20 protein-coding genes are annotated in these 20,043 nt (G+C 69.2%); 18 read left to right on the top strand and 2 right to left on the bottom strand.

What is annotated here, in order from left to right; translation table 11 throughout:
• Positions 1–23: 23 nt before the first annotated feature.
• The 6 genes from FHY06_RS16485 to FHY06_RS16460 all read left to right on the top strand — a co-directional run bounded on the left by FHY06_RS16485 (position 24) and on the right by FHY06_RS16460 (position 6,641).
• Entirely contained in the window at positions 24–1,289 is a 1,266-nt protein-coding gene (locus FHY06_RS16485; protein WP_126184066.1) for a 3-hydroxybenzoate 6-monooxygenase, read from the top strand.
• 69 nt (positions 1,290–1,358) lie between these two features.
• A complete protein-coding gene (locus tag FHY06_RS16480; protein WP_019655493.1) occupies positions 1,359–2,336 on the top strand; it encodes a Bug family tripartite tricarboxylate transporter substrate binding protein in 978 nt (325 codons plus the stop codon).
• A 97-nt stretch (positions 2,337–2,433) separates the two neighbouring features.
• Positions 2,434–3,414, top strand: a complete 981-nt coding sequence (locus tag FHY06_RS16475; RefSeq protein WP_126184064.1) for a Bug family tripartite tricarboxylate transporter substrate binding protein — start codon at positions 2,434–2,436, stop codon at positions 3,412–3,414.
• Between the two features lie 124 nt (positions 3,415–3,538).
• Entirely contained in the window at positions 3,539–4,885 is a 1,347-nt protein-coding gene (locus FHY06_RS16470; RefSeq protein WP_132751951.1) for an FAD-dependent oxidoreductase, read from the top strand.
• A 53-nt stretch (positions 4,886–4,938) separates the two neighbouring features.
• On the top strand, positions 4,939–5,643 hold the full coding sequence (locus FHY06_RS16465; RefSeq protein ID WP_020723155.1) for a hypothetical protein: 705 nt from the start codon (positions 4,939–4,941) through the stop codon (positions 5,641–5,643).
• A 98-nt stretch (positions 5,644–5,741) separates the two neighbouring features.
• A complete protein-coding gene (locus tag FHY06_RS16460) occupies positions 5,742–6,641 on the top strand; it encodes an acyl-CoA thioesterase (RefSeq protein WP_019655497.1) in 900 nt (299 codons plus the stop codon).
• On the opposite strand, the gene FHY06_RS16455 is transcribed toward FHY06_RS16460, so the two are convergent.
• Positions 6,616–7,338 (bottom strand): GntR family transcriptional regulator, encoded by a 723-nt coding sequence (locus tag FHY06_RS16455; RefSeq protein ID WP_126184060.1) that lies wholly within the window; start codon positions 7,336–7,338, stop codon positions 6,616–6,618. The two genes, FHY06_RS16460 and FHY06_RS16455, sit on opposite strands and share 26 nt — an antisense overlap.
• Before the next feature lie 146 nt (positions 7,339–7,484).
• On the opposite strand from FHY06_RS16455, the gene FHY06_RS16450 reads away from it, so the two are divergent.
• The 11 genes from FHY06_RS16450 (at position 7,485) to FHY06_RS16400 (ending at position 17,813) form a co-directional block, all read left to right on the top strand.
• Positions 7,485–8,264, top strand: coding sequence for an SDR family NAD(P)-dependent oxidoreductase (locus FHY06_RS16450; RefSeq protein WP_019655499.1), 780 nt, complete (start codon positions 7,485–7,487; stop codon positions 8,262–8,264).
• Positions 8,265–8,310: 46 nt separating this feature from the next.
• On the top strand, positions 8,311–9,537 hold the full coding sequence (locus tag FHY06_RS16445; protein WP_019655500.1) for an ABC transporter substrate-binding protein: 1,227 nt from the start codon (positions 8,311–8,313) through the stop codon (positions 9,535–9,537).
• A 16-nt stretch (positions 9,538–9,553) separates the two neighbouring features.
• A complete protein-coding gene (locus FHY06_RS16440; protein ID WP_184605799.1) occupies positions 9,554–10,456 on the top strand; it encodes a branched-chain amino acid ABC transporter permease in 903 nt (300 codons plus the stop codon).
• Complete coding sequence (locus FHY06_RS16435) at positions 10,453–11,445, top strand: branched-chain amino acid ABC transporter permease (RefSeq protein WP_184605798.1); 993 nt, start codon at positions 10,453–10,455, stop codon at positions 11,443–11,445. Before FHY06_RS16440 ends, FHY06_RS16435 begins: the two co-directional genes overlap by 4 nt.
• Positions 11,442–12,218, top strand: a complete 777-nt coding sequence (locus tag FHY06_RS16430) for an ABC transporter ATP-binding protein (RefSeq protein WP_184605797.1) — start codon at positions 11,442–11,444, stop codon at positions 12,216–12,218. The genes FHY06_RS16435 and FHY06_RS16430 overlap by 4 nt, the downstream gene beginning before the upstream one ends.
• A complete protein-coding gene (locus FHY06_RS16425) occupies positions 12,211–12,933 on the top strand; it encodes an ABC transporter ATP-binding protein (protein WP_132751956.1) in 723 nt (240 codons plus the stop codon). Before FHY06_RS16430 ends, FHY06_RS16425 begins: the two co-directional genes overlap by 8 nt.
• A 190-nt stretch (positions 12,934–13,123) precedes the next feature.
• Positions 13,124–13,873: an SDR family NAD(P)-dependent oxidoreductase gene (locus FHY06_RS16420; protein WP_184605796.1), complete on the top strand. Its 750-nt coding sequence runs from the start codon at positions 13,124–13,126 to the stop codon at positions 13,871–13,873.
• A gap of 24 nt (positions 13,874–13,897) precedes the next feature.
• A complete protein-coding gene (locus FHY06_RS16415; protein WP_184605795.1) occupies positions 13,898–14,641 on the top strand; it encodes an SDR family NAD(P)-dependent oxidoreductase in 744 nt (247 codons plus the stop codon).
• Complete coding sequence (locus FHY06_RS16410) at positions 14,641–16,374, top strand: FAD-dependent oxidoreductase (protein ID WP_184605794.1); 1,734 nt, start codon at positions 14,641–14,643, stop codon at positions 16,372–16,374. Before FHY06_RS16415 ends, FHY06_RS16410 begins: the two co-directional genes overlap by 1 nt.
• Positions 16,375–16,396: 22 nt before the next feature.
• On the top strand, positions 16,397–17,005 hold the full coding sequence (locus FHY06_RS16405; RefSeq protein WP_184605793.1) for a glutathione S-transferase: 609 nt from the start codon (positions 16,397–16,399) through the stop codon (positions 17,003–17,005).
• Positions 17,006–17,099: 94 nt separating this feature from the next.
• Positions 17,100–17,813 carry an SDR family oxidoreductase gene (locus FHY06_RS16400; RefSeq protein WP_019655509.1) on the top strand — a complete coding sequence of 238 codons (714 nt, stop codon included), beginning with the start codon at positions 17,100–17,102 and terminating at the stop codon, positions 17,811–17,813.
• On the opposite strand, the gene FHY06_RS16395 is transcribed toward FHY06_RS16400, so the two are convergent.
• Positions 17,797–18,747, bottom strand: coding sequence for an AraC family transcriptional regulator (locus FHY06_RS16395; RefSeq protein WP_184605792.1), 951 nt, complete (start codon positions 18,745–18,747; stop codon positions 17,797–17,799). The genes FHY06_RS16400 and FHY06_RS16395 overlap by 17 nt on opposite strands.
• Before the next feature lie 79 nt (positions 18,748–18,826).
• Between FHY06_RS16395 and FHY06_RS16390 the strand changes: the two genes are divergently transcribed.
• Entirely contained in the window at positions 18,827–20,038 is a 1,212-nt protein-coding gene (locus tag FHY06_RS16390; protein WP_132751961.1) for a multidrug effflux MFS transporter, read from the top strand.
• Positions 20,039–20,043: the final 5 nt, after the last annotated feature.

Here is a 20,043-nt window from a genome sequence, read left to right as displayed (position 1 = left end):
CCACCGGAAAGCACGGGCCCGCCATGACTTCATCGAAGAACCCTCCCACCGTGCTGCTGGTCGGCGGCGGTATCGGCGGCATGGCCGCCGCGCTGGCGCTCGCGCGCCTGGGTGTTTCCATCGACCTGCTCGAGCAGAGCGCCACCATCGGCGAGATCGGCGCGGGCCTGCAGCTCGGCCCCAATGCCTTCGCGGCGCTCGACGCGCTGGGCGTGGGCGAGGCGGTGCGCCGGGGCTCGGTGTTCACAGACCGGCTGGTGATGATGGACGCCGTCGACTGCGGCGAAGTGGCCTCGGTGCCGGTGGGCGAGGCCTTCCGTGCGCGCTTCAAGAATCCGTATGCGGTGAGCCATCGCGCAGACCTGCACGGCGCGATCCACGAGGCGGTGAAGCAGCATCCGCTGATCCGCTTCCACACCTCGGCGCAGGTGGAGTCCATCGACCTGGGCGGGCAGGGCGTCACCGCAACGACGCGCGACGGCCGCAGCTTCAAGGCCGATGCCATCGTCGGCTGCGACGGCGTGAAATCGGTGGTGCGCAGCCGGCTCATCGGCGACGCGCCGCGCGTGTCGGGCCACGTGGTGTATCGCGCCGTGGTGCCCGCGGCCGACATGCCGGCCGACCTGCGCTGGAACGCGCCCGTGGTCTGGGCCGGCCCGAATTGCCACCTGGTGCACTACCCGCTGCGCCACGGCGAGCAGTACAACCTCGTCGTCACCTTCCACAGCCGCGAGAAGGAAGAGTGGGGCGTGACCGACGGCAGCAAGGAGGAAGTGCTCTCGTACTTCGAGGGCGTGCATGCGCGCCCGCGCCAGTTGCTGGACCGCCCGACCTCGTGGCGCCGCTGGAGCACCGCCGACCGCGACCCGGTCGAGCGCTGGAGCGAAGGCGCCGCCACGCTGCTGGGCGACGCGGCCCATCCGATGATGCAGTACCTCGCGCAGGGCGCGTGCATGGCGCTGGAAGACGCCGTGACGCTCGGCGAGGCGGTGAAGGCCTGCGGCTTCGACATGCCCGCCGCCTTCAAGCTCTACGAGGCGGCGCGGGTCGCCCGCACGGCGCGCGTGGTGCTGTCGGTGCGCGAGATGGGGCGCCTCTACCATGCCAAGGGCGTGGAGCGCCTCGTGCGCAACAGCCTGTGGCCGGGCCGCACGCCCGAACGCTTCTACGATGCGGTCGAGTGGCTCTACGCCTGGCGGCCCGAGCGCTGCCTGGACGACGCGCCCGAGTCGCTGCGTCCTTCGGCCGCGGCCGTCGCCGAAGCCGCGGCCGTGCTTTCGCGACACTGAGGCAGTTTTCTTTCAACATTCATAACCATCGAGGCGACCATCCAGGTCCAAGCCCAGGAGACAAGAGAGATGAACTTTTCGCGCGCACTGATGACGGGCCTGCTGGCCCTGACGGCCACCACGGGAGCATTGGCCCAGGCTTCCGACTACCCCAGCAAGCCCGTGACCCTGGTCACGCCCTTCGCCGCCGGCAGCGGCCCCGACGCGGTGCTGCGCCTCGTCTCGGACAAGCTCTCGCGCCTTTGGAACCAGCGCGTGGTCATCGACAACCGGCCAGGCGGCGGCGGCTTCATCGCCATCGACCAGGCCCGCCGCGGCGCGCCCGACGGCTACACGCTGCTGCAGCTGGACAGCGAGCACATCGCCGCGCTGCCTCACCTCTACAAGTCGCGCAACTTCGTGACGCTGCAGCATTTCGATCCGGTGGCCTCGCTCTTTCGCACGCCCTTCTTCGTGGCCGTGGGCACCGACTCCAAGTGGAAGAACATGGGCGACCTGATCGCCGCGGCCAAGGCCAACCCCGACGGCATCGTCTACGGCTCGTGGGGCGTGGGCAGCCCGGGCCACCTGGGTGCACAGCAGCTGGAGGCGCTCACCGGCATCCACATGCGCCATGCGCCCTACCGCGAGGTGTCGCAGCTCTACTCGAACGTGGGCACCGGCGAAGTGCCGTGGGCCTTCGCGAGCATTCCGTCGAGCCAGGGCATCTACAAGGCCGGCAAGCTGCGCTACATCGCGGTGGCGGCCACCAAGCGCATCCCGCAGATGCCCGACGTGCCGACCATGGCCGAGGCCGGTGGCCCCGCCTCGCTGGAGGTCAATTCGTTCGTGTCGCTGCTCGCGCCCAAGGGCGTGCCGGCGGCCATCAAGGCGAAGATCAATGCCGACGTGGCCAAGGTCATCGCCGATCCCGAGATCCGCGCCCGCTTCGACACATTCGCCTTCGAGCCGCTCGCATGGTCGCCCGAGGAAATCGAGCGCAATGCCGAGGCCAAGTCGAAGGTGTACGGCGAGCTGGTGCGAAGGGGCAACATCAGCCTCGAATAGCGGGGGCGCGCCGGACTTCGGTCTTGCCCGGCGTCTTGCGCGGCAGTTAAGCTGGCCCTCTTTGGTTTTTTTGACGACTTTTTCACACTTTTTCTCCATGCACGCCACCAAGAGAGCCCTTTTGATCGCCTGCGGCCTGGCCGCCGCCGCCGCCATGCTGCCGCTGAGCGCCAACGCAGACAACGCCGCCTGGCCGACCAAGCCGATCCGCCTGCTCGTGGGCTTCCCGGGCGGCTCCACGCCCGACATCGCCGCGCGCACCATCGCCGAGCCGCTGGCCAAGGCGCTGGGCCAGCCGGTGGTGGTCGACAACAAGGCCGGCGCCTCGGGCAACATCGCGGCCGACCAGGTGGCCAAGGCCAACGACGACCACACGCTGGGCATCGTCATCAACGGCAACCTCACGTCGTCGAAGATGCTGTACCCCAAGCTGCCCTACGACCCGGTCAAGGACTTCACCTACCTTTCGCTGATCGCGACCGCCCCGCTGGTGCTGGTGGCGCAGAACAACCTGCCCTCGGGCACCGCCTTCTTCGACGAAGGCCGCAAGGCCGGCGACAAGTGGAACTACGGCTCGGTGGGCATCGGCTCTGTCGGTCACCTGGGCATGGAACTGCTCAAGACCCGCGTGCCCGGCTTCAAGCCCGAGCACGTGCCCTACCAGGGCAACCCGCAGGTCATCACCGCGATGCTGGGCGACCAGGTGCAGATGGGCCTGATCCCGCCGGGCGTGGCCATGCCGCAGATCAAGGCCGGCAAGCTCAAGGCCATCGGCCTCACGGGCGGCCGCAGTGCGCTGGTGCCCGAGATCCCGCCGCTGTCGGACGCCGGCGTGAAGGACTTCAACCTCGAGGTGTGGGTGGCGCTGCTGGGCCCGGCCAACCTCTCGAAGGTGGCGCAGGCTCGCATCAGCCGCGAGCTCGAGGCGATCATGAAGAACCCCGACGTGCGCCGCAAGCTCTTCGAGCAGGGCTGGCAGGCCGTGGGCACCTCGCCGGACGGCATGCGCACGCGCGTCAATGAAGAGGCCGCCATCATGACCAAGATCATTTCGGCCCGCGGCATCAAGCTGCAGTAAGCACACCCTCAGGCGCCGCGCACTTCGTGCCGCAGCGCCGACCCCCTTGCAGGGCGCGACACCGACGGACCGGCAAAGCCGGATCCGCGGTGTCTCCCGAACAGACATCCATGGACCTATCTGAATGACTTCCACATTGCATGAACCGGCGCGCGCGCTGCCGGTGTTCGGCGAGTACGACGTGGTGGTGGTCGGCGGCGGCCCCGCCGGCATCGCGGCCGCCGTGAGCGCCGCGCGCCACGGCGCCAGCACGCTGCTGGTGGAGCGCTACGGCTTCCTCGGCGGCATGGGCACCGCAGGCGGCGTCACCAACTTCGCGGGCCTGTACGGCAAGCGCAAGGGCGAGATGACGCAGCTGGTGCGCGGCGTCGTCGACGAGCTCATCGACCGCATCGCCGCGCTCAACGGCATGAACCAGCCGCAGAACGGCATGGGCGGGCGCATCTGCGTGCGCTCGTACGACACATCGGCCTACAAGCTCGCCGCCGACCAGCTGCTGGGCGACGCGGGCGTGAAGCTGCTGTTCCACGCGCTGGCGGCGGCCGTGGTGCTCGAGGGCAAGCGCATCGCCGCGCTGGTGGTCGAGACCAAGTCGGGCCGCCAGGCGATCCGCGCCAACGCCTTCATCGACGCCAGCGGCGACGCCGACGTGGCCGCCTTCGCGGGCGTGCCCTTCGAAGTGGGCGACGGCCACGGCAGCGGGCTCTTCCCGACCACCATGTTCCGCATCGGCCAGGTCGACGCGCCGGCCGCGCTGGAGGCGGTGGGCGAGTTCAAGGCCATCAACGACTTCATGGCGCGCGCCGAGCAGCACAAGCCCGGCGTCTACAGGTTCCCGCGCGAAGGCGCGATCCTGCGTCCCAACAAGGACCCGCGCGAGTGGCGCGCCAACGTCACGCAGATCCGCAATTCGCAGGGCCGCGCGATGAACGGCGTCGATGCGCGCGAACTCTCCGAGGGCGAGCTCGAAGGGCGCCGCCAGATCAGCGAGTACTTCAAGTTCCTGAAGGCCGAGGTGCCGGGCTTCGCGCAGTCGGCCATCGTCGAGATCGCGCCGCAGGTCGGCATCCGCGAGACGCGGCGCATCCAGGGCCTGTACGCGCTCGGTCGCGAGGACATCCTGGGTTCGGCGAAGTTCGACGACAACATCGGCCTCAATGCCTGGCCGATGGAGATGCACGCCGACGGCCGCATCGAGTGGGCTTTCCCGCGCGACGAGGACAACGCCTACAACCACCTGCCCTGGCGCATGCTGGTGCCGCAGACCCTCGACAACTTGCTGGTGGCAGGGCGTTGCGCGTCGATGACGCACGAGGGCCAGTCGGCCGCGCGCGCCAGCGGCGGCTGCTTCGTCATGGGGCAGGCCGCGGGCACGGCGGCGGCGTCGGTGGGCGCGGGCAGCTTCGCCTCGGTCGACATCCCGGCGCTGCAGAAAAAGCTGGCCGCCGACGGCGTCGACCTCGACCGCTGAGCGGCGGGGCGCGCTAGAGTCCGGGGCAGGATGAACTCGACCCCGGACGCAACGTGAACCTCCCTTCGCCGCCGGCCACTTCGTTGCCCGCCGCCACGCGCCGCGCTCTCCTGGCACTTTCGTGCGCCGTGCCCGGCCTCATGCTGTGGGGCTGCGCGAGCACGCCGGAGGGCGAGCCGGTGCATGGCAAGGAGGCGATGGTGAGCTTCCTGGCCAGCAAGGACGGCCGCAAGCTGGTCATCGTCGGCGAGAAGCACCACTACGTGTTCGACGGTGACCCGTCCGTGGCCTCGATGCTGCGCTGGGAGGGGCGCACGAAGATCTCGCCGGCGCTGGCCGGCGAAGTCAAGGTGGCGCGCAACCAGAGCTTCGAGGGCCAGTACGTGCTGATGGCCTTCGACGCCGACCTCACCCCCGAGGACCAGGTCTTTCTCACGCAGACCGGCTTCGCGAAGACCGAGGTGAAGTACGGCGACCGCACCGGCCCGGCGCTGCGCTACATCGGCACCGCCAGGGGCAAGCGCTACGAGGCCGGCGTGCTGAAGGAAGGCGAGGGCGTCGATTTCTCGCGCACCCACTACCTGAAGTACGTCGAGGAGGAAACCGCCACCGGCCCCGCCGAGAAGGCCGCCCCCACGCCGCTGGGTCGCGCCGCCGACGGCTCGCTGGTGCTCGGCGGGGCCCCGCTGGCCGTGGTGCAGGGCGGCACCGACTACAGCTGCCGCGCGCGCTTCATGGACGTCTGCTTCTTCAGGTAGCGGCCCCGGGCTGCTGCTGACAGCCCCGCGACAGGCGTCGGGCGCAGGCTTTGCTATGTTCGAGGGTTGCCTTTTCGAACGATTTGCCTGCCTTCCCGATGACCACCGATCCCGCCACCGCCTCCCGCCTCGTCGATGAACTCGTCTCGCTCATGCAGCTCGAGCCGCTGGGCGGCGACCGCTTTCTGGCCCAGAGCGAAGATATCGGCACGCCCGCCGTGTTCGGCGGCCAGGTGCTCGGCCAGTCGCTGATGGCCGCGAGCCTCACCGTGGGCGCCGAGCGGCCGGTGCATTCCATGCACGCCTATTTCCTGCTGCCGGGCGAGCATGCGCCCATCGAGTACAGCGTCGACCGCGTGCGCGACGGCCGCAGCTTCACCACTCGCCACGTGGTGGCGCGCCAGCAGGAGCGCATCATCTTTGAAATGTCCGCCTCGTTCCAGACCGTGGACGAAGGCGTCGAGCACCAGTTCGACATGCCCGAGGTGGAAGGCCCCGACGGGCTCGTCAGCGAGCTGGACCAGCGCATCGCGCTCGGCGATCGCCTGCCCGAGCCATGGCGCACCAAGGCGATCCAGCCGCACGGCATCGAGTACCGCCGCGTCGACCCCGAGGACCTGATCGCGCCGCAGGTGCGCCCGACCTCGGCGCAGAGCGCGATCTGGATGCGCGCCATCGCGCCGCTGCCCGACGACCCGATGGTGCACCGCGCGCTGCTGGCCTACGCCTCCGACCACGGTCTGCTGCGCGCCGCGATGCTGCCGCACGGCCTGAGCTTCATGAGCGGGCAGGTGCGCCCCGCCAGCCTCGACCACGCGATGTGGTTCCACCGCGACTTCCGCATGGACGACTGGCTGCTGTACGTGCTCGATTCGCCCAGCGCTGGCGGCGCGCGCGGCCTGTGCCGCGGCAGCCTCTATGCGCGCGACGGCCGGCTCGTGGCCTCGGCGGCGCAGGAGGGCATGCTGCGCATCAGGAAGCCGGCGGCTCGTTCGTGACGAGCGTGGGCGGCAGCCCCTCGCGGCTGCGCTCGTCGAGCAGCCGCTGGTAGTTGTCGCGCAAAAGGATGCCCGCGTAGTACACGTGCTCGCGCATCAGCTGCTCGGCGCGGGCCGCGTCGCCTGAGATCACGGCCTGCACGATGCGGTGGTGGTCGTCGTGCGAACGCAGGATCACGCCGTGGTCGTTCCACAGCATGATCCGGTCCGACGCGAAGGGCACCGCCTGCGCCTGCGCGCCGAAGCGCACCACCCACGGGTTGCGCGCGCCGTGCATCAGCGTGTTGTGCAGCTTCACGTTCATCTGCTGGTAGGGCGCGAGGTCTTCCACCAGCAGCTTTCCCTTGGCAAGTATCTCGTCGCCCTCGCGCAGGCACTCGCGCAGCAGGGCCGCGGTGGGCTCGTCCACGCCCAGCGAAGCGAAGCGCCGGCAGGCCAGGCCCTCGAGCACCGAGCGCACCTCGTAGGCCGCGAGGATGTCCTCGAGCGCGAAGGCGCGCACCAGGTAGCCCTTCTTCGGCTGGTGGTCGATCAGCCCTTCCATCGCCAGCGCGGCAAGCGCGGCGCGCACCGGCGTGCGCGAGACCTTGAGGCTTTCGGCGATCGGTACTTCCTCCACGCGCATGCCCGGCGAGAGCCTGCCGTGAAGGATCCAGGTGCGCAGCGTCTCTGTGACTTGTTGGGAGAGTGTGTCCATGTCAGGTATACATGATGCCGGGAAATTGGGCCGATAGTTCGAATTGTTAGGGTAAACGAGGGCGCATGAATGATTTCATGTATACACAATGCGGCCCTCGATCAACTTTCAAGCCGCCCCTGCGCGGCCCGGAGACCCTTCAGCCCATGGCGGACCATCATGCACAACCCCACGGCCGGCTGGCCCTCGTGACCGGCGGCGGCCGGGGCATCGGCGAGGCCGTGTGCCGCCGCCTCGCCGCCAGCGGCTATCGCGTCGTCGTGGCCGACATCGACGGCGCCAATGCGCGCGCCGTGGCGCAGTCGCTCGGGGAAGGGCACCACTTCCGCCAGTTCGACGTGAGCGAGGAAGCGGCCGTCGAGGCCGTGTTCGACGACATCGAGGGCAGCATCGGCCCGGTCGCGGCGCTGGTCTGCGTGGCCGGCGTGCTGCTGATGCCGGGCGGCGAGCGCTCCCTCATCAAGGACACCACGCTGGAAGACTGGGAACGCACCTTCGCCGTGAACGCGCGCAGCGTGTTCCTGTGCGGGCGTGCATACCTGCGCCGGCGCGAGGCGAAGCCCGTGGCGCACGGGCGCATCGTCACCTTCGGCTCGGTGGCGGCACAGCTCGGCGGCTACCGCTCCAGCGCCACCTACATCGGCGCCAAGTCGGCGGTGCTGGGCCTCACCAAGGCCATGGCGCGCGAGTCGGCGCACATGGGCATCACCGTCAATTCGGTGGCGCCGGGCCTGATCGACACCGACATGCTGCGCGGCACCGTGCGCAGCAGCGGCGCGCTCGACGCGGCCGCCGCCAACATCCCGCTCGGGCGCATCGGCACGGTGGACGACGTGGCCGGCGCAGTCGACTACCTGGTCTCGGAACAGGCGGCCTACATCACGGGCAACGTGATCGACGTCAACGGCGGCTACCGCATGCAGTAGCTCGGCGGCGCGGGTCCTTCAGCATTCATTCCAACGGAGACAGCTCATGAAAAAGAACTTCCTTGTTTCTGCCCTCGCACCCTTCGCACTCGGCGCGGCGCTGTGCGCGACGGCGCCCGCCGCGCTGGCGCACGCCGAGCCCGGCATCACCGACAAGACCATCAGGATCGGCATGTTCTCGCCGATGTCGGGCGCGTCGATGAACTACGGCTTCGACGTCATCAACGCCGCGAAGATGTACTACGACAAGATCAACAAGGAAGGCGGCGTGAACGGCCGCAAGATCGAGCTGGTGGTGGAGGACGACCGCTGCAACGCCAACGACCTGCTGGCCGCGGTGAAGAAGCTCACCGAGCAGGACCAGGTGTTCCTGCTCAACGGCGGCTCCTGCTCGGCGGCAGTGGTGGGCGCGCGCGAATACGTCGAGCGCGCGAAGATCCCGCTGGTGATGCTCAACGCATCGGGCGACGGCGCGCTGTATCCGCCTTCGAAGTACATCTACGGCGCCTTCTCCATCTCGCAGCACGCGGTGGGCGGCTCGATGGTGCAGTTCGCGAGCGAGCACCTCAAGGCGAAGAAGATCGGCTACATCAACCACGACGACGCCTACGGCGGCTGGAACCTGGAGTCGGCCCAGGCGCAGGCCAAGGCGCTCGGCGGCATCGACCTGCAGGTGCAGTCGGTCAACCCGAACATCACCGACGTCACGGCGCCGATGCTGAAGATCAAGGCCGCCAACCCCGACGTGCTGCTGCTCACCACCTATGCGCGCCCCGTGAGCCTGATCGTCAAGCGCGCCTTCGAGCTGGGCTTCAACAAGCCCATCGTGCTGGCCGTGAACTCCACCGCCGACCTCAAGCAGCTGGTGGAGAACGTGGGCAACAAGGACGCCTTCAAGAACGTCTACATCCAGGAAGTGCTGGCCGACGTGCCCGGCGGCCCCAAGCTGAAGTGGGTGTACGACATGTACAAGGCCGCCTACCCCGACCTGGCCTCCAAACCCGGCTATCCGCAGACCTACATGCCCTACGGCATTCCCTCGGCCATGGCGGTGGTCAACGCGCTCAAGGCGGCCGGGCCGAACCCGACGCGCGAGAAGGTGCTGACGGCGCTGTCGACGATGAAGTTCGACTCCGGCGTGATGGCGGGCCCGATCGAGTTCGGCCCCGACGACCGCGCCGCGCAGGAGGCCGCCATCTACATCAAGTTCGACGCAACCAACATGACGCTCGTGCCCGGCAGCTACAAGAGCGTGTGGAAGTACAAGCCCTGAGGACGGCCGCGAACCCATGAGCCTTTCCGATATCTGGCTTTTCGTGCAGCAGGGCGTGCTGTCCGGCATCGTGACCGGCAGCGTCTACGCGCTGCTCGCGGTGGCGATCGTCATGGTCTTCAAGACCACCGACGTGCCCAACTTCTCGCAGGGCGAGATCTTCATGGCCGGCGGCTACGCCGCGCTCTTCCCGCTCGTGGTGTGGGGCTGGCCCTACTGGGGCGCGGTGCTCGCGAGCATCGCGGTCACGGCCCTGCTCGCGGCGCTCTTCCAGCGCGCGGTGATGCAGCGCGTGACCGCCTCGCGCGGCGTGGGCGTGCAGCTCGTCATCGCCACGCTGGGCTTCGCCTACCTGCTCAAGGGCCTGGTTCGCAAGACCGGCCTGGGCGACACGCCGCGCTCGCTGCCCTCGCTGGTGCCGCAGGACCCGATCACCATCGGCCAGGCCTCGCTCACGCTGCTCGACCTCGCCATCCTCGGCTCGGCGCTGGTGACGATGGTGCTGCTGTACCTGATGTTCACGCGCACCCGCACCGGCCAGGCCATGCGCGCGGTGGGCATGAACCCGCGCGGCGCGCAGATCGTGGGCGTGAAGCTCGGCAGCATCCGCATGCAGATCTGGGCGCTCACCGGCGTCATCTCGGCCATCTCGGCGCTGCTCATCACGCCCAAGATCCTCATCACGCCCGACATCGGCCACATCGCGATCCTGGCTTACGCGGCCGCCATCGTCGGAGGCTTCACCAGCCTGCCAGGCGCGGTGGTGGGCGGCTTCATCATCGGCATCGTCGAGAACCTGGTGGGGCTCTTCATTTCGTCCAACGCCATCGTGGTCGCGCCCTTCGTGGCGATCATGGTGGTGCTGCTGGCGCGCCCGCAGGGCCTGCTGGGCGGCAAGCCGCAGGTGAAGAAGGTATGAACGCGTCGTCGGCTTCTTCCTCTTCCTCCCCCTGGCGCGACCGCGCGGTGCTGCTGGCCATGGCGCTGGTGCTCGCGGTGCTGCCCTTCACCACCAGCGGCTACGTGCTGTACGTGGTCAACCTGCTGATGGTGTTCGCCGTGCTCGCGCTCGGCATGCACCTGGTCATCGGCGAGACGGGGCAGTTCGCGCTCTCGCATGCGGCCTTCTTCGGCATCGGCATCTACACCGCCGGGCTCATCAACAACCAGTGGCAGCCGCCGTTCTTCGTGTCCATCCTCGCGGGCGCGCTGCTGTCGGCCGCGCTGGGCTGGGTCATCGGGTTGCTGGCGCTGCGCATGCGCGACATCTACCTCGCGCTCGCCACCTTCGCCTTCGGCGAGGCGATGCAATGGGTGTTCCTGAACTGGGAGTCGGTGACCAACGGCTCCAACGGCATGCAGATGAAGCCGGCGTCTCTGGGCGGCCTGCAGCTGATGAACGACCTGCAGGCGTATCCCTTCGTGGTGGTCATCGCGGCGGCCATGCTGTGGCTCACGGTGGCGCTGTCGCGATCGCGGCTGGGCTCGGCCTTCCGCGCGGTGCGCGAGAGCGACGTGGCGGCCGTGGCCATGGGCGTGAATACGCGCGCGGTGAAGGTCACGGCCTTCGTGCTGTCGGCGGCCTTCGCGGGCGTGGCGGGCGGCATGTACACGCTCTTCACCTCGTTCATCCACCCCGAGAGCCTGGGCTTCCAGACCACGATCCTGATCCTCACGATGGTGGTGGTGGGCGGCCTCGGCTCGGTGCGCGGCGCGGTGGCGGGAGCCATCGTGTTCGGCCTGGTGTCGGAGCTGCTGCGGCAGGCGCCGTCGTACCAGGAGATCATCTACGGCGGCATCCTCATGCTCTTCATGATGTTCCTGCCCAAGGGCATGGCATCCCTGTTCGCGGTGCGCCGCAAGGCGCACCGCGCGAGCTCGGTCAGCGTGCAGGAGGCCGTGCGATGAGCGCGACGGCATTCCTCGACGTGCGCGACATCAGCGTGGTGTTCGGCGGCCTCAAGGCGGTGAACGGCCTCTCGTTCCAGGTGGAGCAGGGCCGCATCCACGCGCTGATCGGGCCGAACGGCGCGGGCAAGTCGACCACCTTCAACTGCATCTCGCGCTTCTACACGCCCAGCAGCGGCAGCGTGAGCTTCGAGGGCCGAGAGCTCACGCGCGTGGCGCCGCACCGCATGGCCTCGCTGGGCATCGCGCGCACCTTCCAGAACCTGGAGCTCTTCGCCGAGCTGTCGGTGCTGGAGAACGTGCTGCTCGGCACCCACGCACGCGCCGCCGGCACGCTGGGCCGCCTGCTGCGCCGGCCCGACCGCGAGACCGAGGACTACGCCCTGCACCTGCTGGAGCGCGTGGGCCTGGCCGACGAGCGCGACCAGCCCGCGCGCGACCTCGACTTCGGCCGCCAGAAGCTGCTGGAACTGGCGCGCGCGCTGGCCATCAGGCCCAGGCTGCTGCTGCTCGACGAGCCCGCCGCCGGCCTGCGCAACCGCGAGATCGAGAGCCTCGACCGGCTGCTGAAGGAGCTGGTGGCGCGCGACGGCATCACCGTGCTGCTGGTCGAGCACGTGATGCAGCTGGTGATGTCGATCTCGGATCGCATCACCGTGATGGCCTTCGGCGAGAAGATCGCCGAGGGCACGCCTTCGGAGATCGGCAGCAATGCGCGCGTGATCGAGGCCTATCTGGGCAAGGGGAATGGGAAGGGAGCCGCGCATGGCTGAGGAAGCACTGTTGTCGCTGCGCGGCATCTCGGCGGCGTACGGCCGCATCCAGGCGCTGTGCGACGTGTCGGTGGAAGTGCCCGAGGGGCAGATCGTCGCGCTGCTCGGCAGCAACGGCGCGGGCAAGACCACCACGCTGAACTGCATTTCGAACATCGTCGATTGCACCGAAGGCGAAGTGCGGCTCGCGGGCGAGCGCATCGACAGGCTCGGCTCCGACGCGCTGGTCAAGCGCGGCATCGTGCAGGTGCCCGAGGGCCGGCAGGTGTTCCGCGACATGAGCGTGCGCGAGAACCTCGACCTTGGCGCCTACCTGCGGCGCGACCGCACGGGCATCCGCAACGACCTGGAGGCGGTGTACGCGATGTTCCCCCGCCTGAAGGAGCGCCAGGGCCAGATGGCCGCCACGCTCTCGGGCGGAGAGCAGCAGATGCTGGCCATCGGCCGCGCCGTGATGGCGCGCCCGCGCGTGATGCTGTTCGACGAGCCGTCGATGGGACTGTCGCCGCTGCTGGTGGAGCAGATGTTCGGGATCATCGAGCAGCTGCACCGCGAACAGAAGATCACCATCCTGCTGGTCGAGCAGAACGTGCAGCTCGCGCTGGCGGTATCGAGCTACGGCTACATCCTGGAGAACGGCGAGATCTCGCTGCACGGGCCTGCTGCGCAGCTGGCCAACGACGAGGCCGTGCGCCGTGCCTACCTCGGCGTCTAGTCATGTTGCTCAGCCCCAGTGTTCGCGCACTTCGTGTCGCGCGCGCCTTCCCCCTTGGGGGCGACACCCGCGGCCCGGCAAAGCCGGTTCCGCGGTGTTCCGCGAAAGGATTCCGACCGCCTCGCAAAGAAGTGCTTGCGCGAGAGACCTGCCAACCATTGACGTTCAACGATCTCCATAAGGCAATTCCATGCTTCTCGAAGACAAACTCGCGCTCGTCACCGGCGCCGCGCGCGGCCTGGGTGAAGCCATCGCGCGGCGCATGGCCGCCGAGGGCGCGCATGTGCTGGTGGTGGACCGCGACCTCGATGTGGCCCGGCAGGTGTCCGCGTCGATCCGCGAAGCTGGCGGCCGCGCCGATGCCGACAGCGTCGACGTGAGCGACGCCGCGGCGGTCGATGCACTGGCCGCGCGCATCGCCGCGTCGCACGGCGACATCGACATCCTGGTGAACAACGCCGGCATCTCCGCGCGCTCGAAGTTCGACGAGCCCGGCGCGCGCGAAGCCTGGGACCGCGTGATGTCGGTCAACCTGCAGGGCGTGTTCAACGTGTCGCAGGCCTTCGTGCCCGCGCTCAAGCGCACGCAGGGCAGCATCGTGAACCTCTCGTCTATCGTGGCCTTCGGTGCGGGCATCTCGTCGGCCGGCTACGTGGTGGCCAAGGGCGGGGTGCGCTCGCTCACGCAGGTGCTGGCGCGCGACCTCGCGCCCTACGGCGTGCGCGTGAACGCGGTGGCGCCGGGCCTGATGGTCACCGACATGACGGCAGGGCAGCGCGAGACCGAGCACGGCACCGACTGGTATCTGAGCCGCGTGCCCGTCAAGCGTCACGGCGAGGCGGACGAGATCGCGGGGCCGGTCGTCTTTCTCGCTTCCTCGATGGCGAGCTACGTCAATGGCGTGGTGCTGCCTGTCGACGGCGGCTACCTGGCGGTCTGACGGCCGCCTTCCAACGGAACGAACATGAACAACAGCAGTGAAGAGAAACCGCTGGTCCTCGTGACCGGCGGTGCCAGCGGCATGGGCCGCGCCATCGTCGAGCGCATGGCACGCGACGGATGGCGAGTGGTGATGGCCGACTACAACGGCGAGCTCGCCGAACGCGAGTCGCAGGCGCTGCGCGCCGCGGGCCTGGACGTGGATTGCCGCGCCATCGACCTCACCGACGAGCCTGCGGTGCGCGCGATGGTGCAGGCGCTGCCGCCGCTCACCGCGCTGGTCAACAACGCGGGCATCTTCGACGAGCGCAAGTTCCTGGAGGTGAGCTCCGCCGACTTCCGCCGCATGTACGAGGTCAACCTGCTGGCCGTGGCCACGCTCACGCAGGAGGCCGCGCGCAGGATGGTGGACGGCGCACGCATCGTCAACATCGCGTCGCGCGCCTACCTGGGTGCGAAGAACCATCCGCACTACGTGGCCTCGAAGGCCGCGCTGGTGGGCTACACGCGCGCCAGCGCGATGGAGCTGGCACCGCGCGGCATCATGGTGAACGCCATCGCGCCGGGGCTCATCGACACGCCGCTGCTGCGCGCGCTCACGCCCGAGCGGCTGGCCGCGCAGCTCGCGCTGCAGCCCACCGGCGCCGCCGGCCGGCCCGAGGACATCGCCAACGCGGTGGCCTTCTTCGCATCGCCATCGACCTGCTTCGTGACCGGACAGGTACTCTTCGTCGATGGCGGAAAGTCGCTCGGCGGCTCGGGGGCCTGATGGCGCAACAGCAGCAACAACAGGAACCGCAGGACAAGAGCGGGTACGACGTCGTCGTCATCGGCAGTGGCGCGGGCGGACTCTCGGCCGCGCTCACCGCGAAGCTCGAGGGGCTCGACGTGCTGGTGGTCGAGAAGACCGACCGCATCGGAGGCTCGACGGCGATCTCGGGCGGTGCCGTCTGGGTGCCCCTCAACGACCAGGCGGAAGCAGCCGGCCATCCCGACACCCGCGAGAAGGCCCTGACCTACCTGCAGAACACGGTGGGCGCAGCCGGCGACGAGGCGCTGCGCCACGCCTTCCTCGACGCCGGTCCGCGTGCGCTGCGCTACCTGCGCGAGCACACCGACGTGAAGCTCGCGGCCCGCACCTACTCGCCCGACTACTACCCCGACCGCGAAGGCGCCGCCATGGGCGGACGTTCGCTCGACCCCATCGAGTTCGACGGCCGCCTGCTCGGCGCTCACTTCAAGACCCTGCGCGATCCGCTGCCCGAGTTCTGCGTGCTCGGCGGGATGATGGTCAACATGACGGACGTGAAGCATCTGCTCGGCGTCTGGCGCTCCCTTGCCTCGTGGAAGCACGGCGTGAAGCTGGTGCTGCGCTACTTCGGCGACCGGCTGAGCGGCCACCACCGCGGCACGCGCGTGCTGCTGGGCAATGCGCTGGCGGCCCGGCTCTTCCACAGCGTGCTGAAGGAGGGCATTCCGTTCTGGACCGGCACGCCGGCATTGGGCCTGGAGCAGGACGCGGACGGCAGGGTCACGGGCGTGAAGCTTCGTCGGGACGGAAGGGAGATCACGGTGCATGCGCGCCGCGGCGTGGTCGTCGCGACGGGCGGCTTTCCCTGGAATGCGGCCCTGCGCGGCCAGCACTATCCGGCGCCCACGGGGCCGTATTCGATGTCCCCGCAGGACAACACGGGCGAGGGCATCGCCATGGTGCGCGATGCCGGAGGGACGCTCGGCACCGGCCACGCGGGTCCGGCGCTGTGGGCGCCGGTGTCGCTGCTCACGCGGCCCGACGGCAGCGTGCTGGGCTATCCGCACTTGGTGTGGGACCGCGCCAAGCCGGGCCTCATCGCGGTCGATGCGCGCGGCGAGCGCTTCGTCAACGAATCGACCTCGTACCACGAGTTCGTGCGCGGCATGTACCGCGCGAATGAAAAGGCGCCGGCCATTCCAGCGCTGCTGGTGTGCGACAGCGACTTCGTCGAGAAGTGGGGCCTGGGCCTGGCGCTGCCCGGCGGGCGCCCGCGCGAGCACCTCGTGCGGGCGGGCTACCTCTTGCGCGCCGATACGCTGGAAGGCCTGGCGAAGCAGGCGGGCGTGGACCCGGCCGGCCTCGTGCGCACGGTCGCCGCATACAACCCGCCCGCCGCGCAGGGCCAGGACCCGGCCTTCGGCAAGGGCGGCGACGCCTACAACCGCTACCTCGGCGACCCCGACCATCAACCCAACGCCTGCCTCGCGCCGGTGCAGAAGGCACCGTTCTATGCGGTGAAGGTGTACCCGGGCGACATCGGCACGGCGCTCGGCATCCGCGCCGACGGCAACGCCCGCGTGCTCGACGCGCAGGGCGCGCCCATCGCCGGCCTCTACGTCGCGGGCAACGACATGCACTCGGTGATGGGCGGCGAGTACCCCGCACCCGGCATCACCCTCGGACCCGCGCTAACCTTCGGCTGGGTCGCAGGCATGCACCTGGCCCACGGCTGCGAGGCACGCGTCTGAAACACAAGCTCCCGACATCGTCATGAAAATCTTCTTCTCCCCCGCTTCCCCCTTCGTGCGCAAATGCATGGTCGTGGCCCACGAACTGGGCATCGCCGACCGCATCGAGAAGCTGCCCAGCGCGGCCGGCCCGGTGAAGCGCGACGCCACCATCATCCCGAAGAACCCGCTCGGCCAGGTGCCGACCTTCATCACCGATGAAGGCCAGGTGCTGTTCGACAGCCGCGTGATCTGCGAGTACCTGAACGCCACGCAGTCGGGCAAGCTGTTCCCGGCCGACGGCTCCGAACGCTGGGCGCGCCTCACCGAACTCGCGCTGGCCGACGGCATGACCGGCGCCGCATTGCTCGCACGCTACGAGAACGTGCTGCGCCCCGAGGAGCTGCGCTGGCCCGACTGGACCGAGGGCCAGCTCGCCAAGGTGCACACCGGCCTCGAATGGCTGGAGACCGCCGCGCCTTCCTTCGGCGACCGCGTCGACATCGGCACCATCGCCTTCGGCTGCGCGCTGGGCTACATGGACTTCCGCTTTCCCTCCGTGGACTGGCGCACCGCGGCGCCGAACAGCGCGAAGTGGTTCGAGGCGTTCAACCGGCGGGCTTCGATGCAGGCGACCCTGCCTGCGGCCTGACATCGCCCGGCCCTCACCGGCCCTCGGCCTCATCTGGCAGGAGACCGGATTCCTTGGCTAAATGCGGTCTCTCGCATGAACCAAGGAATCACGAATGTCTTCTGAAGACCAGAAAAAAGTAGCCATCGTCACCGCGGGCGGCAGCGGCATGGGTGCCGCAGCAGCGCGCAAGCTCGCGGACGACGGCTTCCGCGTAGCCATCCTGTCGTCGTCGGGCAAGGGCGAGGCGCTGGCCGCCGAACTCGGCGGCATCGGCGTGACCGGCTCCAACCAGTCGAACGACGACCTCAGGCGCCTCGTCGACAAGGTCGTGGCCCAGTGGGGCCGCGTCGACGTGCTGGTCAACAGCGCAGGCCACGGCCCGCGCGCGCCCATCCTCGACATCACCGACGAAGACTGGCACCGCGGCATGGACGTCTACCTGCTGAGCGCTGTGCGTCCCGCGCGGCTCGTCGCGCCGCTCATGGTGCAGCAGGGCGGCGGCGCGATCATCAACATCTCCACCTTCGCGGCCTTCGAGCCCGACCCGGTGTTCCCCACCTCGGGCGTGTTCCGCGCCGGCCTGGCGGCCTTCACCAAGCTCTTCGCAGACACCTATGCAGCGAAGAACGTGCGCATGAACAACGTGCTGCCCGGCTTCATCGACAGCCTGCCCGAGAAGGCCGAGTTCCGTTCGCGCATTCCGATGGGCCGCTATGGCAGGAGCAGCGAGATCGCCGCCGTCATCGGCTTTCTCGCATCCGAAGGCGCGGGCTACATCACCGGCCAGAACCTGCGCGTGGATGGCGGCATCACGCGCTCGGTGTAGCCGCGCCCCGACTCAGCGTGCGAAAGCGCCCGGGGCTTTCGCCCACCATCCGCCGGAAGGCGGCGCTGAAGGCGGTTTCCGACTGGTAGCCGATGCGCTCGGCGATGCGCGCAATGGCCTCGTCGCTGTGCCGCAGCGCGTTGCGCGCCACCGTCATGCGCCAGCCGCCCAGGTAGTCGAGCGGCGTCGATCCCGTCAGTGACTTGAAGCGCACCGCGAAGGCGGTGCGCGACATGCCCGCCGACTGCGCGAGGCGTTCGACGGTCCATGGGTGCGCGATGTCTCCGTGCATGCGCGACAGGGCCTGGCCGATGCGCGCGTCCGCCATCGCGCCCAGCCAGCCTTCGGGCTGCGGCGCATTCGCCAGGTACACGCGCAAGGCCTGAACCAGCACCAGCGAGGCGAGATTCGTGCGGGCGATCGACGCGCCCGGCCGCATCTCGGCCGTCTCCCAGCCCAGCAGGTCGAGCAGCCCCACGAGCGGCCGCGCGCCGGGGTCGCTCGCGCGCAGGTGGATCAGCGGCGGCAGGTGGCGCAGCAGCAGTTCGCCGGCTTCGCTGTCGAGCGTGAAGCGGCCGCTCGCCATGCTGACCGGCTCGGCGTCGCCTGCACCGCGGCCGTCGTAGCGCAGCACGCCGTCGGGCCCGCGGTGGTCGCGGCTGACCTGCATGCCGTCCTGCACCGGGCCCGGCGGATCGCTGGAGGAGGTGAAAGGCTGGCCGTTCGTCAGCAGGTAGAAGTCGCCCGTCTCCAGCAGGACCGCCGGGCCCCTGTTCTCGATCTGCAGCCTCACCCGGCCCGTCAGCACGCCGCCGAGCTTGATGTGCGAGTCGTAGTGCGGATAGCGGAATGCCCAGCGGCCGCGTCCCTCGAAGCGCGAGGAGAGCGTGCTGTTCACCGTGAGCATCGACAGCACATCGGACAGGGGATCCATGGCTTCTTGTGTACGAATGAATAAGAAAAGCGGTCTCTTCATTATTCAATCATTCAGTTCGACGCGCGACCATCGGCTCATGTCCTCATCGAACGATCAACTTTCACGCTACGCCATCGTGCTGGGCCTGCTCACCGCGATCGGACCTTCCGCCATCGACATGTACCTGCCCGCGCTGCCTGCCATCGGCCATGCGCTCGGCGCCGATGTGCATTCGGTGCAGGCCAGCCTGATGGCTTTCTTCATCGCGACCGGCGCGGGCCAGCTGGTGGCCGGTCCGCTGTCCGACATGTTCGGACGCAAGCGGCCGATGTACGTGGGCCTTGCCGTGTTCGTCGCGGCGAGCATCGGCTGTGCGCTGGCACCGGACATCGGCGTGCTGATCGCCTTCCGCTTCCTGCAGGGGCTCGGCGCCTGCGCATGCATGGTGACGCCGCGCGCGGTGGTGCGCGACCTGCACACCGGCACCGAGGCGGCGCGGCTGATGTCGCTGCTGATCCTGGTCTACAGCGTGTCGCCGATCCTGGCGCCGCTGGTGGGCAGCTTCGTGGCCGAGGCCGCGAGCTGGCGCGCGGTGTTCTGGGTGATCGGTGCGCTGGCGGTGCTTGCCGCGGCGATGGTGGCGGTGCTGCTGCCCGAGACACGGCCGCCCGCCGCGCGTGCGCAGGGCAGCCTGCGCGGCGCGATGGCCGCCTATGGCGCCCTGCTGCGCGACAGGCACTTCCTTGCCGTGGCTTTCATGGCCTCGCTCACGCTGTCGGGCTTCTTCGTCTACGTCGCGAACTCGTCGTTCGTGATGAGCACGCACTACGGCATTTCCCCACGCATGTACGCCTTGCTGTTCGCGTCGAATGCGGTGTCGATGATCGCGGTCTCGCAGGCCAACGGATGGCTCGCCGCGCGCTTCGGCATCCGGCGCGTGCTGCGCACGGCCGTCATTGCGCATGCCGCCGTCACGGGGCTGCTGCTGGTGCTGACACTGGCGGGCGTCGACCGGCTCGACGTGCTGGTCGGCATGCTGGTGGTCGTCTACGGGCTCAACGGCGTGATCGTGCCTTCGGCATTCGTGGTCGCGATGGAAGGGCATGCCGCGCGCGCCGGCACGGCTTCGGCGCTGCTCGGCACGCTGAACTTCGCGGGCGGCGCGGTGATGGTGGCGCTGGTGTCGCCGTTCGCCGATGGCACGCCGCTGCCGATGGTGGCGGGCATCGCGTGCTGCTCGGCCGTCGTGCTGGTGCTGGCCCTGCGTGCGCTGCGGCCCGCGCACACGGCGGCACCGCTCAATGCCTAGGCCGC

It is taken from the genome of Variovorax atrisoli, from assembly GCF_014195185.1.
GTDB classification, from domain to species: domain Bacteria; phylum Pseudomonadota; class Gammaproteobacteria; order Burkholderiales; family Burkholderiaceae_C; genus Variovorax; species Variovorax atrisoli.
Note: the sequence above shows the minus strand (reverse complement) of the source record. Positions and strands in the feature narration are given on the sequence as shown.